19 protein-coding genes are annotated in these 21,088 nt (G+C 73.2%); 3 read left to right on the top strand and 16 right to left on the bottom strand.

Annotated elements, in window-relative coordinates:
- Nucleotides 1–86: 86 nt before the first annotated feature.
- Both GA0070618_RS24240 and GA0070618_RS24235 read left to right on the top strand, forming a co-directional pair.
- On the top strand, nucleotides 87–821 hold the full coding sequence (locus tag GA0070618_RS24240; protein ID WP_088983678.1) for a YqjF family protein: 735 nt from the start codon (nucleotides 87–89) through the stop codon (nucleotides 819–821).
- Nucleotides 822–929: 108 nt separating this feature from the next.
- Nucleotides 930–1,235: an amphi-Trp domain-containing protein gene (locus GA0070618_RS24235; RefSeq protein WP_157749000.1), complete on the top strand. Its 306-nt coding sequence runs from the start codon at nucleotides 930–932 to the stop codon at nucleotides 1,233–1,235.
- A 172-nt stretch (nucleotides 1,236–1,407) separates the two neighbouring features.
- Here the strand turns inward: GA0070618_RS24235 and GA0070618_RS24230 are convergent, their stop codons facing one another.
- From GA0070618_RS24230 to GA0070618_RS24220, 3 genes are all read right to left on the bottom strand, one after another.
- The gene (locus tag GA0070618_RS24230) at nucleotides 1,408–3,189 is read right to left on the bottom strand and encodes a vWA domain-containing protein (RefSeq protein ID WP_088983676.1); all 1,782 of its coding nucleotides are present in this window, start codon (nucleotides 3,187–3,189) and stop codon (nucleotides 1,408–1,410) included.
- Between the two features lie 87 nt (nucleotides 3,190–3,276).
- Nucleotides 3,277–3,840 (bottom strand): serine/threonine-protein kinase, encoded by a 564-nt coding sequence (locus GA0070618_RS24225; RefSeq protein WP_088983675.1) that lies wholly within the window; start codon nucleotides 3,838–3,840, stop codon nucleotides 3,277–3,279.
- Nucleotides 3,841–3,845: 5 nt separating this feature from the next.
- Complete coding sequence (locus GA0070618_RS24220; protein ID WP_157748999.1) at nucleotides 3,846–4,586, bottom strand: serine/threonine-protein kinase; 741 nt, start codon at nucleotides 4,584–4,586, stop codon at nucleotides 3,846–3,848.
- Nucleotides 4,587–4,757: 171 nt separating this feature from the next.
- On the opposite strand from GA0070618_RS24220, the gene GA0070618_RS24215 reads away from it, so the two are divergent.
- Nucleotides 4,758–5,546 (top strand): SIR2 family NAD-dependent protein deacylase, encoded by a 789-nt coding sequence (locus GA0070618_RS24215; RefSeq protein WP_269148437.1) that lies wholly within the window; start codon nucleotides 4,758–4,760, stop codon nucleotides 5,544–5,546.
- 121 nt (nucleotides 5,547–5,667) lie between these two features.
- On the opposite strand, the gene GA0070618_RS24210 is transcribed toward GA0070618_RS24215, so the two are convergent.
- From GA0070618_RS24210 to GA0070618_RS24150, 13 genes are all read right to left on the bottom strand, one after another.
- Nucleotides 5,668–7,041, bottom strand: coding sequence for a glycosyl hydrolase family 18 protein (locus GA0070618_RS24210; RefSeq protein ID WP_088983673.1), 1,374 nt, complete (start codon nucleotides 7,039–7,041; stop codon nucleotides 5,668–5,670).
- Nucleotides 7,042–7,190: 149 nt separating this feature from the next.
- Nucleotides 7,191–7,844: a peptide chain release factor H gene (gene prfH, locus GA0070618_RS24205; RefSeq protein ID WP_088983672.1), complete on the bottom strand. Its 654-nt coding sequence runs from the start codon at nucleotides 7,842–7,844 to the stop codon at nucleotides 7,191–7,193.
- Nucleotides 7,841–9,025, bottom strand: coding sequence for an RNA ligase RtcB family protein (locus GA0070618_RS24200; protein WP_088985795.1), 1,185 nt, complete (start codon nucleotides 9,023–9,025; stop codon nucleotides 7,841–7,843). The genes prfH and GA0070618_RS24200 overlap by 4 nt, the downstream gene beginning before the upstream one ends.
- A gap of 239 nt (nucleotides 9,026–9,264) precedes the next feature.
- On the bottom strand, nucleotides 9,265–9,792 hold the full coding sequence (locus GA0070618_RS24195) for a P-loop NTPase family protein (protein WP_088985794.1): 528 nt from the start codon (nucleotides 9,790–9,792) through the stop codon (nucleotides 9,265–9,267).
- 79 nt (nucleotides 9,793–9,871) lie between these two features.
- On the bottom strand, nucleotides 9,872–10,696 hold the full coding sequence (locus GA0070618_RS24190) for an ABC transporter ATP-binding protein (protein WP_088983671.1): 825 nt from the start codon (nucleotides 10,694–10,696) through the stop codon (nucleotides 9,872–9,874).
- On the bottom strand, nucleotides 10,693–11,802 hold the full coding sequence (locus GA0070618_RS24185) for a FecCD family ABC transporter permease (RefSeq protein ID WP_231931435.1): 1,110 nt from the start codon (nucleotides 11,800–11,802) through the stop codon (nucleotides 10,693–10,695). Before GA0070618_RS24185 ends, GA0070618_RS24190 begins: the two co-directional genes overlap by 4 nt.
- The gene (locus tag GA0070618_RS24180; protein WP_088983670.1) at nucleotides 11,799–12,953 is read right to left on the bottom strand and encodes an ABC transporter substrate-binding protein; all 1,155 of its coding nucleotides are present in this window, start codon (nucleotides 12,951–12,953) and stop codon (nucleotides 11,799–11,801) included. Before GA0070618_RS24180 ends, GA0070618_RS24185 begins: the two co-directional genes overlap by 4 nt.
- Nucleotides 12,954–12,978: 25 nt before the next feature.
- Nucleotides 12,979–14,307 carry an MFS transporter gene (locus GA0070618_RS24175; RefSeq protein ID WP_088983669.1) on the bottom strand — a complete coding sequence of 443 codons (1,329 nt, stop codon included), beginning with the start codon at nucleotides 14,305–14,307 and terminating at the stop codon, nucleotides 12,979–12,981.
- Nucleotides 14,308–14,365: 58 nt separating this feature from the next.
- The gene (locus GA0070618_RS24170; RefSeq protein WP_231931434.1) at nucleotides 14,366–15,676 is read right to left on the bottom strand and encodes an ATP-grasp domain-containing protein; all 1,311 of its coding nucleotides are present in this window, start codon (nucleotides 15,674–15,676) and stop codon (nucleotides 14,366–14,368) included.
- A gap of 9 nt (nucleotides 15,677–15,685) precedes the next feature.
- Nucleotides 15,686–16,984 carry an aminotransferase class V-fold PLP-dependent enzyme gene (locus GA0070618_RS24165; protein WP_088983668.1) on the bottom strand — a complete coding sequence of 433 codons (1,299 nt, stop codon included), beginning with the start codon at nucleotides 16,982–16,984 and terminating at the stop codon, nucleotides 15,686–15,688.
- A complete protein-coding gene (locus GA0070618_RS24160) occupies nucleotides 16,984–18,330 on the bottom strand; it encodes a pyridoxal-phosphate dependent enzyme (protein ID WP_088983667.1) in 1,347 nt (448 codons plus the stop codon). The genes GA0070618_RS24165 and GA0070618_RS24160 overlap by 1 nt, the downstream gene beginning before the upstream one ends.
- Nucleotides 18,327–19,871 (bottom strand): type III PLP-dependent enzyme domain-containing protein, encoded by a 1,545-nt coding sequence (locus GA0070618_RS24155; protein WP_088985791.1) that lies wholly within the window; start codon nucleotides 19,869–19,871, stop codon nucleotides 18,327–18,329. The genes GA0070618_RS24160 and GA0070618_RS24155 overlap by 4 nt, the downstream gene beginning before the upstream one ends.
- Nucleotides 19,872–20,039: 168 nt before the next feature.
- Nucleotides 20,040–20,978, bottom strand: a complete 939-nt coding sequence (locus tag GA0070618_RS24150) for an ATP-binding protein (protein WP_088983666.1) — start codon at nucleotides 20,976–20,978, stop codon at nucleotides 20,040–20,042.
- Between the last annotated feature and the right edge of the window lie 110 nt (nucleotides 20,979–21,088).

The raw sequence follows: 21,088 nt of genomic DNA, 5'->3' as shown, positions 1-21,088 counted from the left end.
GGGTTGCGTCCGGTCACGGGGCGTCACGACGCAGGGCGCCGAAGCCGCTGGCCGAGATGGCGACGATGGCACGGCACGATGGAGACGTGGACATCGAACCGATCGCCGCCGCGCCGGAACAGGCGTTCCGCCGGGCGGTCCTGCGGCAGCGGTGGCAGGACGCCACCTTCCTGCACTGGGCGGTGGCGCCGGAGGTCGTCGCGCCGCTGCTGCCCGTCGGCACCCGACCGGACACCCTCGACGGGCACACCTACGTCGGCCTGGTCGGCTTCCGGATGGTCGGGGTGGGCCTGGGACGGGGTCCGGGGGTTCCGTACCTCGGCAGCTTCTGGGAGACCAACGTCCGGCTCTACTCCGTCGACCACACCGGCCGGCGCGCCGTGGTGTTCCGTTCCCTCGACGCGTCCCGGCTGGTTCCGGTGCTGGTCGGCCGGGTGTCCCTGCGGCTGCCGTACCTGTGGTCGGCGATGCGGCTGGACCGCGACGGCGACCGCTACACCTACCACTGCCGGCGCCGCTGGCCCGGACCGGCCGGCGCGACGAGCCGGATGACGGTCCGGGTGGGTGGCCCGATCGACGACCCGACCCCGCTGGAGCACTTCCTCACCGCCCGCTGGGCCCTGCACACCTCGGCGTACGGACGCACCCTACGGCTGCCGAACTGGCATCCCCGCTGGCCGCTGCACCGGGCGGAATTGCTGCACCTGGACGACGAGCTGGTCACCGCAGCCGGGCTCCCGGCACCGTCCGGCCCACCGGTGAGCGTGCTCCACTCCCCCGGTGTGCCGGCGGTGTTCGGCCCACCCGTCGTCGTCCGTTGACCGGTACGGACGATCAGACGGCCGGGTCGTCCACCCCCGAGGATGTCGCGGTCCCGGTGGCCGGATGCCCCTCGCCGCCCGTCCACGGTCGAATGGGAGCATGACGGCATGGACATCTACGAGGACGCCCGGACCGTGTCCCGGGCGGATCTGGCCGCATGGCTGCGGCAGCTCGCGAGCCAGCTGGAGACCACCGGACAGGTCTTCTACGGCGCTGCGGGCACCATCGCCGTCGCCGACCAGGTGCGGTGCGAGCTGGAGATCGAGCAGGAGGACCAGGACGAGTTCTCCATCGAGATCGAGTTCTCCTGGGTGAACCCGAAGGCCGCCACGACGACCGACGCCCCTGGCGTCCGGAAGACCGAGGCGGCCACGGAGGAGCCCGAGTCGGCGGAGGAGACGACCGGCGAGTAGTCCGGCGCGTCTTCGGCGGGGCGGACTGGCTCGACTACGCGGTCGCCTACGCCGTGCCGTGAACCGACACACCTGACCGCGAACCCACGGCGGCGCCGCACCCTGGCCTGAGCGGATGCCCCAAGGCCAGGGTGCGGCGCCGCCCTCGGGTGTCGGGGGAACCCGGCCGCGGTCAGAAACTGCTGACCAGCTTGACGAACGCTTCGTCGATCTTGGTTGGGTCGGTGGCGTCGAAGGCCTTGCCGGACGAGGCCTTGGCGATCTGGTCCAGGGTGGCGAAGTTGGAGTCCCGGTCGAAGGCGATGCAGAAGACCTTGACCGGGCGGTCCGGGTCCAGGGCTACGTCGGCGAGCAGTCGAGCCAGGTCGTTGTCCCGGTTGTACTCGTTCTTGCCGTCGGTCAGCACCACGACGGCGTTGATCCGCTCCGGGTCGTACCGGTCGAGCAGGTGCCGATGGGCGGCCCGGACCGTCGCGTAGAGAGCAGTGCTTCCCTCGACGTGCAGGCCGGCGATCCGGCTGTTGATCCGCTTCTGGTCGAAGTCGCCGAGCCGGACCTCCTCCCGGTACGGGCCCTCCGGCCGCTTCGACGTCTCCGAGGAGAACGACCAGAGCCCCACCCGGTCCTCGGAGTTGAGCAGCGCGAGCCCCTTGGTCGCCGCCGCCGAGGCGACCTGGAAGCGGGTCTTGTCACCGACCGACTTCTCCATCGACCCGGAGGTGTCCAGCGCGATCAGGATGTTGGCCTTCTTGCGCAGCGTGCCCCAGCCGTCCAGCATCGCCTCGACCACCGCCGGGTCCGGTGGCTCGAAGTAGTTCAGTCCGCCACTCGGCTCCGGGCCCACGCTGGCCAGCAACTCCTTCGGTGCCCGGTGTTCGTGGTCCCGGAAGCCGAGGTTGCCGAATTTGCGCTGTTGGTCGTCCTCGGTCAGGAACTCCAGGAAGTCGGCCGCCGCCACCCGCTGCCGTTCGTCGGCGGTCGGCAGCACCACGAAGGGGTGGTCCAGGTTGAAGGTGCCCTCCTTCGGGTGGACGGCGACCAGCGGGACGTTCGGCCGGCGGCCCCGGTCCTCGCCGTCCTGCTTGGGGCTCAGCTCACCCTCGTTGTAGAGGTGGACCAGTTCCTCCTGCATGACGATGGCGCTCATGTCGTCCGTGCTGGCGCCCCCGCCGGCCAGGTCGGCTTCGGCGAGGTCCCGCAGCAGGTCCACCACGTCGTCGCTGTAGTGCGACACGTTGGCCTCGATCCGCCGGACGAACTGGGTGACCGCCGGGTTCGTCAGGTCGGACCGGGTCAGGTCGCTGGACCGCTGCACGGCGGCGTAGTAGGTGGCGATGGTCGCCGCCAGGCCCGACGTGGAGAGGTTCGGGTTGTCCTTGCCGAAGGTGAACCGTCCCCACTCCGGCTTGCCGAAGCTGGCCCACCCCTGGCGTCCGGAGAGGCCGAGGACCTCCCCCCAGCCCACCGGCCCGCGCTGGCGGACCAGCTCGCCCTTGGGCTTGGGCATCGCGATCACCAGCGGGCTGTTCGCGATCGACGGGTAGTTGTCCGGGGTCTGCGGCGCCCGGCCGGCGGCCTGGTCGAGCAACCGGAGCTGGCCGGTCCAGAGGCTCGACGTCGGCAACCAGACCTGCGGCACCGGCAGGTTGGTGCCGGTCCAGCCGGCGGCCAGCGCCTCGGCGGCCTTGCCCGAGGTCAGTCCGCTGACGTGCACCTGGGCGCAGCCGCCGCCGTCGAGCGACCGGTCGCTGGTGTTGTACTGCTCGGCCAGCTCGCCCAGCAGCGCCGACTTCTCGGTCGAGGAGTTGACTTCCAGCTTGACGGCGCAGTCGCGGGAGCGTTCGGTGTCCGTCTCCTGCTGCCGGACGAGCACGAACGCCCCGGTGATGACCACTAGCCCGGCGGTGACGGCGGCAGTGTACGGCAACCACTGTCGAGTGTGGGTGGGGGCCATGGGGACGTCCTCCTCGGCGGCCGACTGATGGCAGTCAACCTACCGCTCCGGTGCCACCCGGATGAGGCCGGAGCCGGGCGCGTCCGGTCAGGGGCGGTCGGACCGGCCGCCGAGGGCCGCCGCGAGCAGCATCCGGACCAGGTAGACCACGACGAAGGTGGCCGTCCCGGCCGCCACGGCCATGGCGGCCGCGCTCGACGCGACGTACCCGGCGGCACCGCCGACCGCGCCGAGGAAGATCGCGGTCGAGATGCCCCAGGCGTCGCCGGCCTCGTGCCGGAGCCGCCGTCCCCAGTCGCCACCCGTCGGGGCGGGCGGGACGAATCCACCCGGTGCCGTGGACCGGTCGGACGGCACGGACCGGGCAGGCCCCGGTGCCGCCGACCGGTCGGGAGACACCGGCTGGGCCTGCGCCACCGTCCGGTCCGTCAGTGTCGGTCGTGCCGGAGTGGCGGGCGGGTCGGGTTCGGAGCGGGGCAACGGCAGCGGCTGGTTCGGCGTCGGCGCCCCGGCGGTCTCGTTGCCCACCTGGAGCACGGTCTCCCGGCGGAGCGGGGCGGTGACCCTGGCGTCCTGCCCGAGCAGCCGCATCAGCACCTGCTCGGCCTCCGGCCGGTCCCCCGGCTCCTTGGCCAGGCACTGTTGGATCAACTCGTCTAGACCCGGCGGGAGCGGCGGCAGGTCGGGGGATCGTTCAGCACCCGGTGCATCACCGCGAAGAGCGAGTCGTTGCCGAACGGCGGCCGCCCACCGGCGGCGTAGGCGATGGTGCCGGCCCAGGCGAAGACGTCGCAGGCCGGGCCGACCGGGTCGTTGCGGAAGCGTTCCGGGGCCATGTAGGCGGTGGTCCCCATGACCCGGCTGGTCACGGTCTCGGTGACGCCCAGGGCGCGGGCGATGCCGAAGTCGATCACCCGGGGGCCGTCCGGGCCGAGCACCACGTTGTCCGGCTTGAGGTCACAGTGCACCACGTCGGAACGGTGGATCGCGGCGAGCGCGGTGGCGGTGCCGATGGCGAGCCGGTGCAGCGCGTTGCCGGCGACCGGGCCGTGTTCGCGTACGTGCCGGTGGAGGGTGGGCCCCTGGATGAACTCGCTGACCACGTAGGGCTGCTCACCGTCCACGTCGGCGAAGAGCACCTGCGCGGTGCAGAAGGGGGCGACCCGGCGCGCCGCCGCGATCTCCTTCATGAACTGGGACCGGATTCGGAGGTCGCTCAGGTCGGTGTTGATCATCTTGACCGCCACCCGGTGGCCCTCGTCGTCCTCACCGAGGTAGACCACGCCCTGGCCGCCCGCGCCCAGCCGGCCGAGCAGCCGGTAGGGACCGGCGGCGACCGGATCGTGCGTCCACAGCGGCGCCAGCCCCGGCACCGGCGCGTCGGCCACTCCTGTCATCGGCGACTCCATCAGCGTCGTTTTCCGGCCACCGGATGGCGGAGGACACGGGTCATGGTGCCACGCTCCCACCCGGTCGTGGCGGACCGCCCGCCCGGCCGGCGCCCCAACCGTCGAGCAGGACCCACCCCGGCGGGTGGAAACCGTCCGGTCGGACGGTAGGTTCTCCGGGTGGAGAGTATCCCGGTGGACCAGCCGGTACGTGAGGCCGCGGAACTGCTCGGACGGGCCCGCCGGGTCGTGGTGTTCACCGGGGCGGGAATGTCCGCCGAGAGCGGGGTGCCCACCTTCCGCGACGCCCTCACCGGGCTGTGGCAGCGGTACGACGCCCAGGCGCTCGCCACGCCGGAGGCCTTCCGGGCCGATCCCGCCCTCGTCTGGGGCTGGTACGAGTGGCGTCGGCACACCGTACGGCTGGCCCGGCCGAACCCGGGTCACCGGGCCGTGGCCGCGATCCAGGCCCGCGTCCCGGGCACCGTCCTGATCACCCAGAACGTCGACGACCTGCACGAACGCGCCGGTTCATCCGACCCGGTCCACCTGCACGGCAGTCTGTTCGCCCCCCGCTGCTCGGCCTGCGCCCATCCGGCACCGACGCCGGACGACGCGGAGGGCGAGCCGGCGGACGGCCGGCGGGTGCCACCTCCGGACTGCGCACGCTGCGCGGCCCCGGTCCGACCCGGCGTGGTGTGGTTCGGCGAGGCACTGCCCGGCGCGGCGCTGGAGGCGGCCGTCGAGGCGGCCTCCTCCTGCGATCTGCTGGTGACCGTCGGCACGTCCGGCCTGGTGTACCCGGCGGCCGAGATTCCCCAGGTGGCCGCCCGCCTCGGTGCCGCCGTGATCCAGGTCAATCCCGAGCAGACCCCGCTGGACCCAATCGCCGAGGTCAACCTGCGTGGCCCGGCGGCAACCGTGCTCCCCGCCCTCGTCGACGCGGCGTGGGGTGACCCGGCGGGTTAGGACGGCGTGACCGGACGGGTCCGGCTCCGTGGCCGGAGACCTGCCTACGGTGGGCGCGGAGCGGGCCGCCACACGGCGGCCCCGGCCGCGCCGACGGGAGCGGCCGGGGTCACCGGTCAGGTCAGGCCGGCAGGCGCCACACCTGGTTGGCACCGCCGAAGCAGTCCCAGATCTGCAACCGCGTGCCGTTGGCGGAGCTGTTGTCGGTGGCGTCCAGGCACCGGTTCGACTGCGGGTTGCGCAGCGTTCCGTTGGACTGCGGCTGCCACACCTGGGCACCGGTGCCGTTGCAGTCCCAGAGCTGGATCTTCGCCCCGTTGGCGGTGGAGGCGCTGGTGACGTCGGCACACTTCCCGAGCGCGCGCAGGGTGCCGTCGGAGCCGACGGTCCAGGTCTGCGCGGCGGTGCCGTTGCAGTCGTAGAGCTGGACGGCGGTGCCGTTGGCGGTGCCGGCCGCGGCGACGTCCACGCACTTGCCGCCGATGCCGGTGATCGGGCCGGTGCGTCCCGGCGGCGTGGTGCCACCCATGACGGTGGCGTAGATCGCGCTGACCAGGGAGGTCGAGCCCGTGGTGTCCTGGGAGAGTTCCCAGTTCATCATGCCGCCGGCGTTGGCCAGCGCCCACTGGGTCTTGCGCTTGACGGTCGGGATGCCGTTGTAGCACTGCTGGGCTCCGCCAACCGTGGTGCAGTCCCGGTTGGCGTTGGCCGGGTCCATGCCGACCAGCGCGGCGTAGGTGTAGTAGCCGGGCCGGCTGTAGAAGGGCACCCCGAGCACCGCCTTGCTGGCCGGCAGGCCGCGTGCCTTCCATCCGTTCACCGCGTTGATCGACCAGTCGTAGTTGGCGTGCGGGCTGCCGCCGTCGTACGCCATGATGTTCAGCCAGTCGACGTGGCCGAACACCGAGGTCGGCACGCCCTGCACGTAGTAGCCCTCGCTGACCACGGCGGCGGTGAGCAGTTTGCCCCGGCTGCGCAGCGCACCGCTCAGCTGTTGCATCAGCAGGCCGTAGTTGGTGGCCGAGGCACCGGGGTCCGGGTACTCCCAGTCCATGTCGACGCCGTCGAGGTTGTACTGGTTGACGAAGGTGACCACGTTGTTGACGAACGTGGTGCGGGTGGCGGAGTTGGCGGCGAGCGCCTCGAAGGCCGAGTCGTCGCCGTTGTTCCAGCCGCCGATCGCGATGGACACCTTGACGTCGTTGGCGTGGCTGAGCGACACCAGGGAGGACAGTTTGCCGGGGTTCTCCACCGGACGCAGGGTGCCGTTGCTGTTGGGCAGCACGAACGCGTAGTTGATATGGGTCAGCTTGCGGTACTGGACGGTGTTGACGTCGCCGCTCCAGGACGGCATGTAGCCGACGCTCTTGAAGTTGTTCGGCAGCACGACCGCCTCGGCCGCGCTCGGGGTCAGGGTGAGGGTCGCGGCGGCGGTGGCGAGTGCGAGCAGGCCGGCGGTCAGGACGGACCGGCGGCGGGGACGTGGTGAGAACATCGAGGGCCTTCCCGTGGGCGGGACGCCGTGCCGCCCCGGCCGGCGCTGGGCGGCCAGCCACCGGTCGGGCGTACGGGCGGGACGGGGACGGTCTTCCTCGAGGCAGCCAAATCCTAAAGAGTATTAACTATTGACGTCAATGACATTGGTCAATGTTTGGGGCCGGTGTCCGGCCGCTCGACCCGGACGGGGTCGCCGCGTACGAGCTCGTCGTGGACGCGCCAACGGGCGGCGGTGACGGCCCGGCCCGCTTCCCGGTCGTCGTGCGCGATGCGCTGCCGAAGCAACTCCAGGGCGAGACGGCGGTTCTGGCTGAACTGCCGTTCGGTGTCCACCACGACGACCAGCCCCGAGGGACGGTGGGTCGCCCGTACCGCGGTGCTGGCCTTGTTCCGGTGCTGCCCGCCGGGTCCGCCGGTACGGCACCCGACCACGTCGACGTCGGTCTCGCGGAAGGACGTGCGCGGCGCGTCGACCTCGCACGGCCGGGCGACGACGTACCAGTTCTTGCGCCCGGTGTCCGCCCGGTAGGGACTGGGCGCCTGCCAGCACAGCGTCCCGGTCCACGAGCCGACGAACGGTCCGACACCGTCACCCGAGATCCGCAGCAGGACCGACCGGTGAGTGCCGGGTCGGTCGCCGGGAACGGTCTGGACCCGACGGGTGACCAGGCCCCGCCGGCTGGCTTCGGCTTCCAGGCGGCGGACGAGCTGGGCGACCGCCCAGGCGCACTCCTGCGGCCCCCGTCCGGCGGACAGGAGCAGGTGCTGGTCGGTGCCCGGCCCGGCGGGTGCCCCGCTCACGACCGGCCCCGGCCGCGCCGGTGGTCCCGGTGGTCCCGTCGCCAGTCGGGTCGGGTGTCACCCCGGGGACGGTCGGCCGTCTTGTAGGTGACCAGGGGGACCGTCGCGACCACGGGGGTGGCCAGACCGTGCGCGGTGAGGTCGGCGATCACCTGCTCGATCCGCTTGTACGCCGTCGGAGCCTCCTCGAAGAGCAGTTGACGGTCACCGCAGACCACCAGCGATCCCACCGGCGTCCGGCGCAGTTCCTCGACTGTGTGCTTGGCCCGGCCCCGGCGCAGGGCGTCGGCGCGGGACATCTTGCGGCCCGCGCCGTGGGCCACCGACCAGTTGGCATCCGGCCCGGCGTGGGCGGCCACCAGGTAGGAGCAGGTGCCCCGGGTGCCGGCGACCAGGACGTCCCGGCCGTCACCCGGGGCTGCGCCCTTGCGGTGCAGGTAGACCCCGTCGCGGATCTCGACGAGGTTGTGGCACTGGTCGACGATCGGGGCGGTCGGCCGGGCGCCCAGGGCGTGCGCGACCCGGGCGGCGATCAGCCGACGGTTGACCGAACCCCAGCGCACCGCGGCGTCGTGCCGGGCCAGGTACGCGGCGGGGTCGGCGGCGGGACCCGCGCCGTGCCGCTCGGTGTGCGCCCGCAGGATCCGCTCCCCCAATCCCCGGGATCCGCTGTGCACGATCAGGACGGCCTGGCCGGCGGCGAGCCCGAGGCGGGCGGCGTGCCCCGGGTCGAGGACGTCCCGGACCCGGGCCAGCTCGACGAAGTGGTTGCCCCGCCCCACCGTCCCCAGTCCCTCGACGTATCCGGCGGGGATGTCGCCGTCCACGACGGACCAGGCCGGGTCGTCGGCGTCCCGGCCGGGGTCGAGGGCGTGGTCGAGGTCGGGGAACCGGTTGGCGAGCTGCTCGGGTACGACGCGCTTCAGGTCGACGGGGAAGACGGCGATGCCGCAGCCGATGTCGGAGCCCACCAGGTGCGGGTACAACACGGTCGACGCCATCGCCGCGCCGATCGGGGCACCCTTGCCGGGGTGCAGGTCCGGCATGCCGGCGACGTGGATCATGCCGTCGAAGGCCGCCACCTGGTGGCACTGCGTGACGGCGTCGGACTCGATCCAGCTCTGGGGGCCGGCGAAGACGGTGACGGTGGCGGTTCCCGGGGTCGGGACGGACGACGGCAGGGACCCCTGCCGGGGCTGGTGCTGGGACAAGGTGACGCTCTCTCGTTCGCGAGGAGGGGACGGACGGCACGACGGCTCTCCCGAAGGCGCGGTTCGGCGCGGCGGGAGCGTCGGCTCGACGAGATGGTGTCCGTCAGTACGTCATGCCCCCACGGTGGCGCAGCCCGCCCCACCCGGCAAGTGGTTTTCCCCGCCCGGCCGGTCGACCACAGGTGGCGACGACAGGAGCGGCTGAAGGGCTACCGGGGCAGGTCGGCCAGCCAACGGTCCAGAGCTGCTGGGGACCGGAACAGCAGCACCGGCGGTCCGGACGGGTCGGCCTGCCAGGCACGCATCCGTCGCCGGGCCCGGCCGAACGCGGTCACGTGCCAGGCCAGGACCGAGTCCCGGGAGAGCACACTGCCCAGCGATTCCCGGTTGCCGTTGCAGATCTCCTCCCCGCTGGACAGCCGACGCAGGGTGCGGCGCAGCAGCCGCCAGAAGGAGAGCCAACGCGGGTAGTCCAGGCCGACGACCAGGTCGGCGCGGGCCAGCGGCACGTCCCGCCACCCGTGGTACGCCCCGTCGAGGATCCACCGATCCCGCCGGCAGATCGCCTCGATCCGGCTGCGCTGCTGCGGGACCGGCACCTCCACCCAGCCGGGCTGCCAGAGCAGATCGTCGACCGGATACCACGGCAGCCCGAGCCGGTCGGCCAGCCGGGCGGCGAGCGTGGACTTGCCGGCCCCGTACACGCCGTAGACCAGGATGCGGGCCGGTGGGCTCATCGCGGCAGCGTACGGCACCCGGGCCAGCGGCCCCGGGACGACGAGCCCGGGGCCGGGTCGGCCCCGACGCGGACGCGCGTCAGGGTCGGACGGACGCGGGCGGACGGTGAGCGGGCAGGACCCGGTCGGTGACCGGCGCGTGCGTGTCGGCGGGGGCGACGGTGACGTCGGTGCTGGTGGTGAGCGCCCCCACCGAGGGGTACAGCCTGGTCACCAGGTCGGTGGTGACCACCTCCCGGGGCGTGCCGTCGGCCAGGAGCCGACCCTGGCGGCCCAGGGCCACCACCCGGTCGCAGAACCACAGCACGTGGTTGGGCTCGTGGGTGCAGACCAGCACCGCCCGTCCGGCGCGGGCCAGGTCGCGCACGGTTCGCCAGACCCACATCTGGTTGCCGAAGTCGAGGCTGGCGGTGGGTTCGTCCAGCAGCAGCACGTCACAGTCCTGCGCCAGGGCGCGGGCGATCAGCACGAGCTGGCGCTGCCCGCCGCTGAGGGTGTGGTAGTGCCGGTCCCGGTCGGCGGCCAGACCGACCTGCTCCAGCACCCGATCGCAGGCCTCGACGTCACGCCGCCGGGGGCCGAACACCCCGCCGAGGTGCGGGGTACGGCCCATCAGCACCATGTCCAGCACGGTGAACGGGAACGGGTTGGTGTGCTGCTGCGGCACGTACGACACCCGGCGGGCGACCTCGGCGGGGCGCAGCCGGCCCAGATCGGTGCCGTCGAGGGTGACGGTGCCGCCGTGGCGCAGGTGCCCGAGGAGGCACCGGTACAGGGTGGATTTGCCGCTGCCGTTCGGGCCGAAGAGCGCGCACAGTTCGCCGGCCCGCAGGTCGAGGTCGATGCCGTCGAGCACCGGCCGGTCGCCGTAGGCGAAGGAGAGTCCCCGTACCCGCAGGGTCACGACTGCGCTCCCAGGAAGGTGGACCGGGTGCGCAGCAGGTAGACCAGGTACGGCGCCCCGAGGATGGAGGTGATGATGGTGATCGGCACCTCGCCGGAGTGGATGGTCCGGGCGATGTCGTCGCAGACCATGACGAAGACCGCGCCCAGGGTGGCCGACAGCGGGACGACGAAGCGGTGGTCCGGTCCGACGAGCAGCCGGGCGGCGTGCGGGACGAGCAGCCCCACCCAGGCGATGATGCCGGAGACCGAGACGGCCAGCGCGGTCAGCGCGGTGGCCAGGACGATCACCCACCGGCGCAGCGGTTCGGGGTCGACGCCGAGGGACCGCGCCTCGTCGTCGCCGAGGCTGAGGATGTTCATCCGCCAGCCGGTCCGCCAGAGCAGCAGGCACCCGAGCACCGAGGCCGGCACGACCACGGCGACGTCGCTCCAGGTGGCCCGGTAGAAGCCGCCCATGATCCAGAAGACCAGGCGGCGGAGCTGCTCGTCGGTGCCGACGTACTGGAAGAGGGAGAAGATCGCGGAGAAGAACGAGCCGACCACCACCCCGGCGAGGATCAGGGTGACGGTGGGGCGTTCCCCGCGTACCCGGGAGAGGCTGTAGGTCAGTCCGACCGCGACCATGCCGAAGACGAAGGCCATCACCTGCATCGACAGCGGCAGGTCCACCATGACGGACACGCCCGCGCCGAAGGCCGCACCGGCGCTGACGCCGAGGATGAACGGCTCCACCAGGGGGTTGCGGAAGGTGCCCTGGTAGGCCGCTCCGCTACAGGCGAGGGCCGCGCCGACGGCCCCGGCGAGCAGCACCCGGGTCAGCCGCAGGTCCCACACCACGGCGTCGTGCAGGTTGTTGGTGTCGTCGGTCAGTCCGACCCGGGCGGCGAGCACGGCCAGCACGTCGCCGACCGGGACGACGTACGCGCCGACCATGATGGAGACCACCGCCACCACGCCGACGAGCACGGTCGTGGTCGCCAGCAGCAGGATGCGGACGCGGTTGCCACGCGCGGCGGTGCCCTCGCGCGGCGGGCCGCCGCCCTCTCCCGGGGCCGGCGGGCCGGGCACCGGGGAGAGGGCGGCGCGGGATACGGACGGGGTCACTTGACCTCCAGGTCCCCGACGTACTTCTGCGCCTCGATGGCCTCCCGGGCCCGCTGCTCGTCCATGCCGTAGACCTCGCGGTAGAAGGCGACCTCCTCGGCGGCGACGTCGACGTCGGCGAAGCGGTCGGGGTACGCCAGCTTCGCCATCTTCAGCAGGGCGATCGGGGTCTCCACGGTGGCCCGCCACTCGTCGTAGCCGAGCGCGACGAGGCGCTTGTTCCGGATGGCCCGCATCTCGCCGAGGTTGGCCCAGTTCAGGCCGGCGTGCCGCCCGGCATGGATCAGGGCCGGGTCGAGGTAGCCCTCGTGTCCGGCGACCACCATGGCCTCCGGGTCGAGGGCGAGCAGCTTCTCCTCGGAGACGGTGACGAAGGTGCCCGCGCCGGCCACGTTGCGGGCCCCGACGATCTCGGTGAGCAGGTACGACTGGATGCTCTTCGTCCCCATCACGTTGTTGATCGTGGCGAAGTACGCCACTGGGGTGCGCTCGGCCTCCGGGATGTCGCGGGTCCGGGCGGTGACCTTGTCGAGGCCGGCCTGGAGCCGTCCGACGAGCTTCGCGGCCTCCGCCTGCTTGCCGAAGACCGCACCGGTGATGGTGATGTGTTCCCAGGCGGTCCGGATGTCGGGCTGGTCGAAGTTGGACGGCGAGAGGAGGACCACCACGGGGACGCCGAGGGACTCGATCTTGTCGACCACCTCCTGGTGCAGGGTCCGGTTCTCCTCGCTGGCCACCCAGGCTTCCAGGAACACGACGTCGGGCTTGAGGCCGACGAGGCGCTCGTAGTTGACCCCGCTCCACGGGGAGCCGAGCGCCTCGGCCCGGTCGATGCTGGGTACGAGCTTGGCGCGGTAGCCCATCTTCTTCGTGGCGGTGTCGACGCCGACCAGGGTGTCCTCGACACCGAAGATCCGCATGGACTTGGTGATCAGACCTTCCCACTCCAGCACCACGACGCGCTTCGGGTTGGCCGGCACCTCGACGGTGCGCTTCCAGTGGTCGGTGACGGTGACCGGCTTCGCGGTCGACCCGGCCGAGGTGGCCGCGCTGTCGGAGCCGCACCCGGTGAGGGTGAGGCCGAGGACGAGCGCCAGCAGCCCGGCGAGTGCCGCACGGGGACGGCGACGGGCGATGTTCGGGGCGTTCATCGGTACCTTTCGGAGAAACGGAAATTCAGGGGACCTGCACCGGGTCGGCCGGTTGGTCGACCACCTCGCGGACACGACGCGGGGCCAGCACCCCCGGCCAGGCAGCCAGCACGGCCGCCGCCGCGGCGGCCCCGGCGCAGGCCAGGAAGCCACCGGCCGCCCCGGCCGGTCCGTCGACGATCGCGCCGGTCACCGCGGAGCCGAGCGCGGCCAGCGACAGGTTGACGGTGGTCAGCCAGGTGTACGCCTCGGTGAGCATCGACGCCGGGGCGATCCGGGCCATCAGTCCGGCCTGCACGGTCATCGCCGGGGCGATCACCGCCCCGCTGAGCAGCAGCACCCCGCCGAGCACGGTGCTGTTGGGCGACAACGCCCAGGCCGCGTAGCCGGCTGAGAGACCGGCCAGCAGCCAGGTCAACTGCCGGGTCAGCGGGGTCTGCCAGGTCCGGGCGCCGTACCAGAGCCCGGCGGCGGCGCTGCCGAGGCTCCAGACGGCGATCAGCACACCGGTGACCGCCTCGGCGCGGTCGCCGTCGTGCTCGGTGGCGAAGGCGGCCACCGCGACCGGCGACGCGCCGAAGGAGAAGGCGACACCGGCGGCGCAGAGCAGCAGCGCCGGCATCCGGGGCGAGCGCAGCGGCCCGAGCCCCCGGGTCGGGGTGCCTCCATGCGGGCGTAGCTGCCGCAGCGCCCGGCCCCGGGCGAGCACCGCCGTGCCGCCGCCGGCACAGACGGCGGCCAGGACGATCGCGGCGGCAGGGCCGGCGATCCCGGACCGGGAGCCGGTCAGCGCGGCGAGCGGGTCGGCGACGAGCATCGCCGCCGACAGCAGCAGCGGGCCGACGACGAAGACCAGTTCGAAGAGCGTCGACTCGGCCGCCATCGCGGTGCTGCGGACGTCCTCGCGGCCGGTGCCCTGTCCGGTCAGCACGGTCCAGGCCGCGCGCAGTGCCGGGCTGATGGCCGGGAAGACCGCCCCGGACAGCGCGGCGAGGACGCAGAGCAGGGGCACCGGCTGCCGGGTCAGGGTGGCCGCCAGCAGCAGCAGTTGGGCGGTGGCGTAGGCCGCGCCGTAGAGCGGCAGCACCCGGTGCGCGCCGAAGCGGTCGGCCAGCCGCCCCCCGATCGGCGCGGTGACCGCCGTGGCCAGCGACACCGACGCCCCGACCAGTGCCGCGTCGGCGAACGAGCCGGTGGTCTCACGGACCAGGAGGATCCAGGCGAGCACGGTGACCCCCTGGCCGAGCCGGGCCACCACCCCGCCGACGAGCAGCAGCGGCGCTCCCGGCACCCGCCACAGTCGCGCGTAGCGGGAGGCTGGCCGGCTTCGGGCTGGCGCGGACGGCGCGGTCATCGGGGACCTCCGGCAAGCGCTCCGGTCGCCGTCCGCCGGGGCCGCGCCGTCACCGCGTTCACGCGGCGCTCGCGGTGGTCTCGGGCTCCAGGTCGTAGAAGCCGTACCCGTCCAGCCAGCCCACCGTGGCCAGGTCGCGTTCGACCACCTCGGCGCGGGGGTGGGCGAGGACGACCATCATCGGTTCGGTGGTGTCGTCCACGGTCAACGGCAGCCGCTGGCCGGGGTGCACCCCGATCTGGATCTCGTGCAGGCTCTCCAGCTCGCGGACCCGTTCCAGCAGCGGGTAGCCGCGCAGGGTTCCGGTGACCGGGGCGGTGAGGAAGGCCATCGCCACGTGCCGGCGCAGTTGCTGGGGGTCGTCCACGGCGGCCAGGAAACCGGCCGGGTCGAGGTAGGCCTGGACGGTGCGTTCGACCTGGGACTCGCCGAGGGCCAGCAACGCCTGGGCGGCGGTGTCCGCGCCGCACAGCCGCACCCCGACCTCGACGAGGCGGGGCCCGTCGGCGGTGAGCATGATCTCGTGGTGTGCCGGGCCGTGCCGCACGTCGAGGGCGTCGAGGACGTCGGCGGCGTACCGGACCAGGGTGTCCCGCACCGGCGCGTCGGGCGCCACCAGGACCGCGCCGCTGATCCGGTCGCGGACCCCGTTGGCGGAGATCTTGGTGTACCGCCAGACGTCGGTGGCCCGGTGCCGGCCGTCACGGCTGACGGTGTTGACCACGTACTCGGTGCCGGTGAGGTACTCCTGGGCGACCACGGCGTCGTTGGGCAGGGAGAAGATGTTGCGGGCCCCGGCCACCGCCCGGTAGGCGGCCACCGACTCGGCCGGGGTGTCGCAGAAGGCCACCCCGTCGTTGCCGGCACTGCGCACCGGCTTGACCACCACGCGGGCGCCCAGGTCGCGGTGCCAGTCGGCCAGTTCGTCGGCGTCGGTAACGAGCAGCTGGCGGGCGGTGGGCAGCCCGGCCGCCCGGACGGCCTCGATCTGGCGGTACTTGTCCCGCCGGGCCGCGCTGTGACGCGTCCCGTTGCTGGTCAGGCCGAGCGTCTCGCTCAGCCGGTCGGCCAGTTCGACGCCCAGTTCACCGCCGGTCACGACGGCGACCGGGTCGTGGTCGGCGACCGCCTTGCCGGTCGACTCGACGTCGCCGGAGTGGACGATGGTGTCGACGAAGAGCGCCTCGGCGGCCGGGTCGGCGTGCCCGGCGTACACGGCGGGGATCTCCGGGGTGCTGCGCACCCGGACGACGGCGCAGCCGGCGTCGGCGAAGGCCCGGGCCAGCCGCATGGTCGGCGCGTACACGTCGACCATCACCACGGTACGGGTGCCGGTCGGCGGTGGCGGGTTCTGCACGGACGAGGTCAATGGTGCTCCTCAGTGGTGGGACGGGGTGGTCAGGGCGGTGTCGAGGCGGGCCAGCACGTCGAGGAGCCGGTCCACCTCCTCGACGGTGTTGTAGGCGTGCAGGCTGACCCGTACCGAGTTCTCCCGTTCCCCCGCCGGGCCCTGGCAGTGGGCGTTGGCACGCACCATCAGCCCGTGGTCGGCCAGCACGAACCCGAGGTCGGCGGCGCTGATCCCCGGGTGTCGGAAGGTCACCGGGCCGTGCCGGCGCTGCACGGTCGAGTCCAGGGTCAGGCTGTCCTGGCAGCCGAGGACACGGACGTCGCGCAGCCGGCTCAGCCCGTCGGTCAGCCGGGCGCCGAGGGCCACCGTCCAGCGGGCGATCCGCGCCACGTCGGTCGCCTCGAACCAGTCCACGGCCGCCGCCAGGCTCACCGCGCCGACGGTGTGCGGGCTGCCCGGCCAGCCCCGGTGCTCGTAGCGGGGACCACGGCGGTTGCGGGCCCAGAGCACCCCGATGCCGGGCAGCGCCATCGCCTTGTGCCCGGAGAACGCCAGGAAGTCGACGTCCAGGTCGGTCACCGAGACCGGCAGGTGTCCGACGCTCTGCGCGGCGTCCAGGCAGATCACCACGTCGTCGCCGACGAGCCGGCGGATCCGGTGCACGTTCATGTCCACCCCGTAGACGTGGTGGACGTGGGTGACCGCGACCAGGCGGGTCCGTTCCCCGACCAGCGGGGCGAGCGCGGCGACGTCGTAGTCGCCGGAGGGTTCGTACGGCATCTCCACCAGGCGTACGGTGACGCCACGGCGGGCCGCCGCGTCCCGTGCCTCCTGCCAGGGGATCACGTTGGCCAGGTGGTCGGCGGCCGGCACGACGATCTCGTCGCCGTCGGCCAGGGTGTCGACGAGCCAGTCCAGGGCCACCCGGCGCAGCGCCTCGGTGGTGCCGCCGACCAGGTGCACGCCGGACCGTTCCGGGTCGGGGTCGTCGATCAGGTCGCCGACCCGCTCCCGGCACCGGTGCAGCAGCGCGGTGGTCCGGTTGGCCCACCGGTAGGTGCCGCGCCCGGCGTTGGCGTTCTCGCCGGTCAGGTAGCGCTGCACGGCGTCGAGCACCACCTGCGGCTTCTGGGCGGTGGCGGCGCTGTCCAGGTACGCCTCGTCGGTGCCGGTCAGGATGGGGAACTGGGCGCGGACGGCGCGCTGCCAGTCGGCCAGTTCGGCGAGCACCCGGTCCGGGTGCCCGCCGGGCAGCGTCGCCGGGGCGGCACCGGTGCCCCCCGCCGGCGCGCCGGAGGTGCTCGGAGTGGTCGTCGGGGCGGCCATCAGGCGCGCACCAGGGGGGCGTCGGCGTCCCGCCAGGCCACCACCCCGCCGTCGAGGCTGCGGGCGTCGGTGTGTCCCATCCGGGTCAGCAGGGCCGCGTACCGGCGGGACTTCTCCCCCACCGGGCAGGCCAGCAGGACCGGCCGGCCCCGGTCGAACGGCAGGCCCCCGCGCAGCAGCTCGTCGAGGAGCTCGTCGACGATGTTGACCGAGCCCTCGATGTGCGCGGCGGTGTAGGCGAAGGTGCCCCGCAGGTCGACCACGAGCGGCTGCGCCTCGGCGATCCACCTCCGGGCGGCGGGTACGTCCACGGTGCGGGCCGCGTCCGCCTCGGCGTCGGTGACCGTGGCGACGGCACCGACCAGGGCGGGCTGGTGGAGCAGTTCCGGCCGGCGGCGGCGGATGTAGCTGAGGTAGCTCTCCACCCGGTCGCAGACGATGAACACGGCGCTGCGGCGGCGGGGTTCCCGCCCGGCCGCGGCCTCGGCGGCGAGCGCGGCGTCGACCCGCCGCAGGTGCCGCACCGCCCCGGTGTACGCGCCACCTCCGGTCGGCCCGGCCAGCACCCCGCAGCGGCGGTTGAGCGTCAGCAGGCCGTCGATCGCCTCGTCGGCGGAGACCGACTCGATGGTGTCGTAGGTGTCCGGGTCGAACAGACCCACCTCGTGGACCTCGTCGATGTTGCGGATGCCGGGGATGAAGTCGGACTTGGCGGCGACCAGGCCGACCACGGTGACCGACGGGTCGTGCTCACGCAGCACCCGGGCCACGCCGGTGGACGATCCGGCGGTGCCCACGCAGGCGACGAAGTAGTCCGGCACGCGCCCGTCGAGATCCTTGACGATCTCCGGCCCGGTGCCCTCGACGTGTGCCTGGGTGTTGCGGGGGTTGTAGTACTGGTCGGTGTGCAGGTACGCCGAGCCGGACTCGCTGATCGTGCGGTGGATCCGGGTCAGCGGGTCCTCGGTGTTCGTCGGGTCGAGGCACTCGGCCTGCCCGGGCAGTTCCTCGATGGTGGCGCCGAGAAGGAGGAGCAGGTCCTTGATCTCGGGGACCTTCATCCGGTTGGTGATGCTGGTGAACGGCAGCCCGTGCATGCCGGCGATCACCGCCAGGGCCTTCGCGGTGTTGCCGCTGGAGAGTTCGACCACGGTGGCGCCGGCCTCGCGGGCCTCGGCCAGCCGGGGCGCGGCCATCGTCCAGGCGGCCCGGTCCTTGACCGATCCGAACGGGTTGAGCAGCTCCAGCTTGGCGTAGAGGTCGACGTGGGCGAGCCCGTGCACGGCGGGGTCGATGCGGAGCAGCGGGGTGTTGCCGATGGCGTCGGTGATGGTGTCGTATCTCATGCGGCTGCGGTCTCCTGGCGACGCGGACCGGGGATGGACCGGCCGGCCGTGGTGGTGGGGGTCGACTCGTGGCTGGACGGTCGCCGCCCGGTGTCGAGGGGCCAGTACTGCTCGTCGAGGCACCAGCGCCACGTGCCGGCGTCCTGCCAGGCGGCCACCATCCGGGCCACCGGCTGGTGCAGGGCGTGGTCGGCGCTGAAGTCCATGAAGTAGCCGGCGGTGTTGGCGAAGGCGAGCAGGTCGCCGGTGCGGGGCAGGGTGGGCAGGAAGACCATGCGCCGGGTGATCAGGTCGGCTTCCAGGCAGAGGTTGCCCAGCAGGTAGACCGGATGGCCGTGCGGCGCGGCGTCGCCGGACGCGACCGGGTCCGCCGGCAGCAGCACCGGGTCCATCATCACGCCGTGTTCCTCCAGGCTGACGTCCCCGGCGTTGAGGTCGAGCCGGACGAGGTGACAGCCGGCGGCGGTGGGCCGCACCTCCAGCACCCGGGCGAGCACGACGCCGCACTGGTCCACCAGCGCGCGGCCCGGCTCGACCCACAGGTCGTGCAGGTGTTCCTGGAGCAGCGTGGCGAGGGTGCGTCCGCCGAGGCCGGTGGCGCTGGTGTCGAGCAGCTCCGCCAGGTAGCGGTGGCCGGAGGAGGGCCGGTGCGCCGGGTAGAGGCCCAGGGCGCCGCGCAGCGTGCCCGCCTCGGCCCGCCAGCCGTAGCCGTGGCCGCCCCAGGTCAGCTCCGGGCGACGGCCGAGCACGGCCAGGGCCAGCTCGCTGGTCCACCGCTCCCACTGCGCGCCGTCGGCGAGGTAGTCCACGCCGAAGCCGCCGCCGACGTCGACGATCCGGGGGCGCAGGCCGTGCCGGTGCGCGTCGGCGAGGACGGTCAGGCACGCCTGGAGGGCGACCGCCTTCTCGGCCACGCCGATGGTGTCGAGGTGGTACGCGACCCCGACCAGTTCGACCGCGTCGCGCGTCTCGGCGAGGCGGGCCAGCAGCCGGTCGGCCTCGGCCAGCGGGGTGCCGAACCGGCTCGGTCGGGACAGGATGGTCGCCCCGGCCGAGCCGAACGCCGACAGGCGCGCCAGGACGCGGACCGGCGGCAGTCCGTGCCGGCGGACGAGGGCGACGAGGTCGTCCAGTTCGGCGGGGGAGTCCAGGTTGACGGTGATGCCGCAGCGGGCGGCGAGCCACAGGAACTCGCGGGTCTTGGGGCCGGTGGCCATCACCCGCCCGGGGGTGAAGCCCGCGCCGAGCGCGTGCTGCAACTCCCCCAGGCTCGCCACGTCGATGCCGGCGGGTGTCGCCGCCAGCCGGCGCAGCAGGGCCGAGGAGCGGTTGGCCTTGTGGGCGAAGAACACCTCGCCGCGCAGGTGGTGTCGCCGGTGCACGGCGCCGAACGCCTCGACGTTGTCGGCGATCTGGTCGGGCAGCACGACGTTGAGCGGTGAGCCCAGCGCCCGGACCAGGTCGTGCAGCAGGCGTGGCTGGTCCAGCAGCTGTTCCAGTCGGCCGTCGACCCGCGGACGCAGGTACAGCGGGGAGTCCATCGGCACATCCCTCCAATCAATACTCGGAGATGATAATCGTTATCAACACCGAGGGGAAGTCCCGATGGGAACGACACGCGGCCCTCCGGTGGGCAGACGCGGAACCGGGTGCCCCGCCCGCCCACCGTGGCGCTCACCGCCGGCGGCGGCCCCGGGCACGCGGAAGGGTCACGCCGGCACCGGGCCGAGCTGGGTGGTGACGTCGCCATGGGCGCTGCGGACCCAGTTCTGACCGGCGAGACGCAGGTGCAGGGCGCGCAGCATGGCCTCCCGCCGCTCCGGAGCCATCGGACGGGCCCGGGCACGCTCGGCAACGCGCGCCAGCGGGGTGACGTCGTCGAGGTCCCCCAGGCTCGGGCACGCGCCGGCCTGCCGAGCCCGGCGCAGGCCGACCTGGACGGAGAGCGCCGCCAGCGGGGTGACACCGAGTTCCCGGGCCAGGTAGTCGCGATCGACCTCGTCGACCACCTTGTTGCCCACCACGGCCAACAGGTCCGCCACCCCGGCCGCCGCCGCCAGCTCCCGGTAGCGCCGGGCGACCGAGACGGACTCCGGGGTCGGCTCGGCGACCACCACGATCACGTCGAACTGGGCGTGCAGCGAGTTGGCGAAGGCGTCCGTTCCGGCGACCATGTCGCAGACCACCCAGTCGCCGGCGTCGAGCCGCAGGTGGGACAGGAGGTTCTCCAGGACCGCCAGGTGCCCGTGGTAGCAGCCCGCGCCGATGTCGTCGGGTTCGTACGTGCCGACGTGCAGCACGTGCGTACGCGGATCGAGCGCTGCCGCGTGGCGGACCAGGACCGGGTCGTCGGCGTCCAGGGTGACCAGCCGCGAGCCGGGGCCGGGTGGAGTGGTCGGCACGAAGTGCTCGACGCCGGCCACCCTCGGGTTGCTGCCGAGCAGGTGACGCCGCACCCGCCGGGCGTTGTCCGGGTGGGACAGCGCGCCCTCCGGGCCGGCCTCGACCCCGAGCAGGGGCGCGAGGTGCACGTTCACGTCCGCGTCGACGGCGAGCACCCGGTGCCCGGCCGCGCGCAGGTATCCCACGAAGAGGGCGGCGAGGGTGCTCTTTCCGCTCCCGCCCTTCCCAGTAAAAGCGATTCTCATTTTCATTACGGTAGGCGACGCGCCACCCGGGCCACAAGGACGACGCGCCGGGCGGCGCGGCCCAGAGCGCGCCCACCCGCCACCACCCGGCGACGACTTCATGGCAATGC

Origin of the sequence: Micromonospora echinospora (assembly GCF_900091495.1) — a bacterium.
GTDB lineage: Bacteria > Actinomycetota > Actinomycetes > Mycobacteriales > Micromonosporaceae > Micromonospora > Micromonospora echinospora.
Note: the sequence above shows the minus strand (reverse complement) of the source record. Positions and strands in the feature narration are given on the sequence as shown.